Annotated in this window: 6 protein-coding genes and 1 pseudogene; 4 read left to right on the forward strand and 3 right to left on the reverse strand. The window is 71.8% G+C overall.

The window, feature by feature from the left end; all coding sequences use genetic code 11:
* Together QR77_RS46785 and QR77_RS18500 are read left to right on the forward strand one after the other, a co-directional pair.
* Positions 1–391: pseudogene (locus QR77_RS46785) on the forward strand (hypothetical protein); the annotation flags it as partial.
* A gap of 85 nt (positions 392–476) precedes the next feature.
* The gene (locus QR77_RS18500) at positions 477–830 is read left to right on the forward strand and encodes a hypothetical protein (protein WP_040023012.1); all 354 of its coding nucleotides are present in this window, start codon (positions 477–479) and stop codon (positions 828–830) included.
* Between the two features lie 11 nt (positions 831–841).
* Here the strand turns inward: QR77_RS18500 and crcB are convergent, their stop codons facing one another.
* From crcB to QR77_RS18515, 3 genes are all read right to left on the reverse strand, one after another.
* A complete protein-coding gene (gene crcB, locus QR77_RS18505) occupies positions 842–1216 on the reverse strand; it encodes a fluoride efflux transporter CrcB (RefSeq protein ID WP_040028219.1) in 375 nt (124 codons plus the stop codon).
* Complete coding sequence (locus tag QR77_RS18510; protein WP_040023014.1) at positions 1216–1746, reverse strand: CrcB family protein; 531 nt, start codon at positions 1744–1746, stop codon at positions 1216–1218. Before QR77_RS18510 ends, crcB begins: the two co-directional genes overlap by 1 nt.
* A 230-nt stretch (positions 1747–1976) precedes the next feature.
* Positions 1977–2696 (reverse strand): SDR family oxidoreductase, encoded by a 720-nt coding sequence (locus QR77_RS18515; protein WP_040023016.1) that lies wholly within the window; start codon positions 2694–2696, stop codon positions 1977–1979.
* A gap of 215 nt (positions 2697–2911) precedes the next feature.
* Between QR77_RS18515 and QR77_RS18520 the strand changes: the two genes are divergently transcribed.
* Together QR77_RS18520 and QR77_RS18525 are read left to right on the forward strand one after the other, a co-directional pair.
* The gene (locus tag QR77_RS18520) at positions 2912–3790 is read left to right on the forward strand and encodes a LysR substrate-binding domain-containing protein (protein ID WP_040023018.1); all 879 of its coding nucleotides are present in this window, start codon (positions 2912–2914) and stop codon (positions 3788–3790) included.
* A gap of 84 nt (positions 3791–3874) precedes the next feature.
* The gene (locus tag QR77_RS18525) at positions 3875–4369 is read left to right on the forward strand and encodes a SigE family RNA polymerase sigma factor (protein ID WP_040023020.1); all 495 of its coding nucleotides are present in this window, start codon (positions 3875–3877) and stop codon (positions 4367–4369) included.
* The last annotated feature ends 85 nt before the right edge of the window (positions 4370–4454 follow it).

The raw sequence follows: 4454 nt of genomic DNA on the forward strand, positions 1-4454 counted from the left end.
CCGGCTCGACGCCCGCAGGGCCCGCACCGCGACGGCCTGCCCCGGCTCCCCCACCTGGTCGGCCGACCGGTTCCGGGCCACCGAGGCGCAGGTCGGGGAGCAGACAGGACTCGACATCGGGCGCGAGTGGACCAGGCTGCTGCTCGCGGCATCCGACACCTCCCGCACCGCGCTGAGCGACGCCCGTAACGCCTACGACGCGGCGTGCGAGGCCCTCGTATGGAGCGCCGCCTTCACACTGCTCGGCGCCTGGTGGTGGCCCGCGGCGCCCGTCGGACTCGTACTCTGGTCGGCCGCCTGGCAGTTGGAGCGGCGCGCGGTGGGAACGCTGTGCCGCACGACCGAGGCGGTCTTCGCCCTGCGGCACACCGATGATCCGCCGGAGCCCTGAGCGTCGGCGGAGTGTGCGGGGGCCGGGAGCCACTCCGTCCTGATCTTCCGCAACCCCGATCGCCCCGCCCGCGTCCGTAGGGGACATGGAACGCGATGAAGAAGGCACTCCCGCCGCCGGCTGTCTGGTCGCCGTCGTCGCGGCCGCGACCGGGTTCGGGGCCTGGCTGTACGGTGCGCGGCCCGGCCTGCGCGGCGCCTTCGAGGGGCAGCGTGACTGGAGTCTGCTGTACGCGGACCTGCCGTCGATGCTGATCGGGGTCCCCGCGCTCACGCTGGCGTTCTGGGCCCTGACGCGTACGGCGCTGCGCGACCGGGTGGGGCGTGGCACCCGGGGGCTGGTGTCGGGCGCGGTGGCCGTGGTGGTGCTGACGGTTCTCGCGTGGGCCTGCCTCGTCTGGCTGGACGCCCGCGTCGACTGGGTCTCACCGGAGGACTGACGCCGGCCCGCTCAGGGGAACAGCGCCTGTGCCAGGGCGGAGCCCACGAAGACCGAGCCCACCCCGGCGACGATCGAGGCCACGACGTTGGCGGCGGCGAAGAACTTCGCGCCGGTCTCCGCCAGCCGCAGCGTCTCGTACGAGAACGTCGAGAACGTCGTCAGCGTCCCGCACAGGCCGGTGCCGATCAGGAGCTGGAGCCGGGGGCCCGCCGCACCCGACAGGGCCGCGCCCGTGATGAACCCGAGGACCAGCGAGCCGATGACGTTGACCGCGAACGTGCCCCAGGGAAAGACGGTGGTGTGGCGGCTCTGCACCGCCCGGTCCGTCAGGTACCGCAACGGCGCGCCAACCGCCGCGCCCAGTGCCACGATCAGGAAGTTGATCACCGCTGCCCCGCCCCCAACCCCGCGAAGACCCGGCGCGCACTCCACGCGCCGGCCGTCACCGCCGCGACCGCGATCGCGGCCGTCGCCGCCAGATAGGTGAGTGCGAGTCCGGCCCGGCCGCCGGTCACCAGGCGCTCGAAGTCGGCGCAGTAGGTCGAGAAGGTGGTGAACCCGCCGAGCACCCCGGTGCCGAAGAACGGGCGCAGCAGCGGGTGGGCCGACCAGATCTCGGTCACGGCGACGAGAAAGCACCCGATCACCAGGCAGCCGACGGCGTTGACCCACATCGTCGTCCACGGGAAGGCGAGCGACGCGTCGGGCCAGAGCCGCGCCGCGCCGTACCGCGCCAGCGCCCCGAGCACCCCACCGGCGGACACCACCGCGAGGACGCCGTAGTGCGACCGGCGCAGTTCCAGGCGCTGTCGCGCGTCTGAGAGGTCGACATCGGGGTCGACCGGCTCGTCCGCCGCCGAGAATCCTGATGCCGAGGATCCTGATGCCGGGAACTCGGGTTCGTCCGAACTCATATACGCCCCTACACGTGGTCCTGTGCCCGCGTACGCGGGCACGACTTGTCACGGGTAGGGACCGTTGGTGGCGTATGTCGCCACGGTTCGGGTACGGCGGGCCCCACCGCCGCGGGCACCCGCCCCGCCGGCGTACCGGGGGGTCGTGCCCTCGCCGCCCAGCTTAGCGGCTCGCCGGAAGCGGGCCCGGCGGGGATCCCCCCGCCCCCACCGACCCGACCGGCCCCCTCTCACGCCACCAGCGTGCCGCCGTCCACCCCGAGGATGGTCCCGGTGGTGTACTGCTGGCCCAGGCAGTACAGGTACGCGTCCGCCACGTCCTCGACCTCGCCGACCCGCCCCAGCGGCAGCGCCCTGCCGACCTGCTCGTACATCGCCTCCTGGCCGGCCTCGTCCATCTCCGCCCAGACCGGGCTGCGGGTGATGCCGGGCGCGACGGCGTTGACGCGGACCGGGGCCAGTTCCACGGCCAGCGCGCGCGTCAGCGAGTTCATCGCGCCGCAGACGCTGGCGCCGAGCGCCCAGCCGGTGCCGGCGCGCTCCCCCGCCGTGCCGGAGGTCAGGGTGATCGATCCGCCGTCGCGCATCTGCGGACGGGCCGCGTGTACGGCGTTCAGCGCGCCGAAGTAGCGGATCTCGAAGAACGAGCGGGCCCGGTCGAGGTCCAGGTCGGCCACCTTCATCATCGACAGCGGTTCGCCCGCCGTATAGACGAGGTGGTCGACCGTCCCGGTCGCGTTGAAGAACGCCTCGACCGCCGCCGTGTCCAGTACGTTCACCACCTCCCCGCGCGCGCCCTCGCCCAGCCGTTCCCGGGCCGCGTCGACACTCGTACGGCGGCTGGAGGCGACGGTGACCTCCGCCCCGGCGTCCAGGGCGCGGCGCGCCACGGCGAAACCGATGCCGGAGGTGCCTCCGACGACGACGACATGCTGCCCACGTAGGTCCATGGTGGTGCTCCCGGGTCTCGTACATTCAGCGCGTTCGGTGTGTTCGGCGCATTCGTCATATTCGGTGTGTTCGGCGCCTGTGTCATTCACCTTGCACCTCACGGGAGCGACGCGTCCAAGACCCATTCCGCCCTCTGTGATACCTGTAGGGCATCAGGAAGGAACGGGGGAGCGACGGGACAGCGACAGGAGAGGGACGGGAGGAAGAGCTTCGGATGGATCTGGACCTGCGCAAACTCCGCTACTTCACGGTGCTCGCCGAGCATCTCAACTACGGCCGCGCCGCCGAGGCCCTGCACATCGCGCAGCCCGTCCTCTCGCGCCAGATCCGCGCCTTCGAGAACGAACTGGGTGCTCAGCTCTTCCTCCGCGACCGGCGCAAGGTCGAACTGACCCCCGCCGGTGAACAGTTGCTCGCCGACGCAGCGCCGCTGCTGTCCGGCGCCACCGCGCTCCAGAGACGCGTCAACATCGCGGCGCGGGGCAAGGACACCTTCACGGTCGGCTTCATGCCGGGGCTGATCGTGACCTCGGCCGTACGCGCGCTGGAAGCGGCGTACCCGGGCCTCGCCGTCGAGGTCGTACGCACCGGCTGGGACGACCAGGTCGAGATCGTGCGCGACGGCCGCGCCGACGTCAGCTATGTCCGGCAGCCCGTCGGTACCCGCGGGCTGCGGGTGGTGGATCTCTTCGCCGAGCGGCGTGTCGTCGTGCTGCCGAGGAATCACCGGCTGGCCGGGAGCGACAGCGTCGGCATCGGGGAGCTGGCCGAGGAGCATCTGCTCCAGGACCCCGACGCCGTGCCGGAGTGGCGCGACATCGCCGTCGAGATCCAGCAGGGGGTGCCACGCGACGTCCGGGACGCCGCCTCCAGCAGGTACAGCGTCGAGGAGAAGCTGGAGAACGTCGCACGGGAGCGCGGCATTTCGGTGCTGCCGGAGTCGGTGGCGACCTTCTACCGCCGGAACGACCTGTCGTACGCGCACATCCGGGACATCGGGCCGAGCCGAGTCAGCCTTGTGTGGGACGCGGGCCGCAGGGACAAGCTGATCCGCGACTTCGCCGGGATCGCGCGGGAGCACCGGCCGTTCTGAACCGGAAACCCGGCGTGCGGCGTCAACCAGATGTACGGCCCAGGCGTATATCCGGTGAGATCTGTCCACGTATCGGGAGCCGCGTTGAGTGTCGAGGAGTTCGAGGAGTTCTACGCGTACTCCGTCACACGGCTGATCGGACAGCTCTTTCTGATGACCGGGGATCTCCAGGAGTCCCAGGACGTGGTCCAGGAGGCCTTCGTACGGGCGTGGGGCCGACGGAAGCAGTTGAGCCGGGACGCGGGGCCCGAGGCGTGGATACGGACGGTGGCCTGGCGGCTCGCCGTCAGCAGGTGGCGCCGCCACCGGCGGTCGGCGGAGGCCTGGCGGCTGTGGGACGGCGGACGGCAGGAGGCGGCCCCGGAGCCCGAACCCGCCGGGGTCGCCCTGGTCACCGCGCTGCGGCAGCTCTCGGACCAGCAGCGACGCGTCGCCGTTCTGCACTACGTGTGTGATCTCAGCGTCGAACAGGTGGCTGCCGAGACCCAGATCTCGCCCGGCAGCGTCAAGACGCATCTCTTCCGCGCCCGGGCCGCGCTGAGGCCCCACCTCACCATCGAGGAGGAGCACGGTGTCTGAGTTTCACCGGAACCAGCCGGGGGACGACGAGTTGGCGGCCGCCCTCAAACGGGCCGCCCACACCGCCGGGCAGCGGATCGCGCCG

It is taken from the genome of Streptomyces sp. 150FB, assembly GCF_000818195.1.
GTDB lineage: Bacteria > Actinomycetota > Actinomycetes > Streptomycetales > Streptomycetaceae > Streptomyces.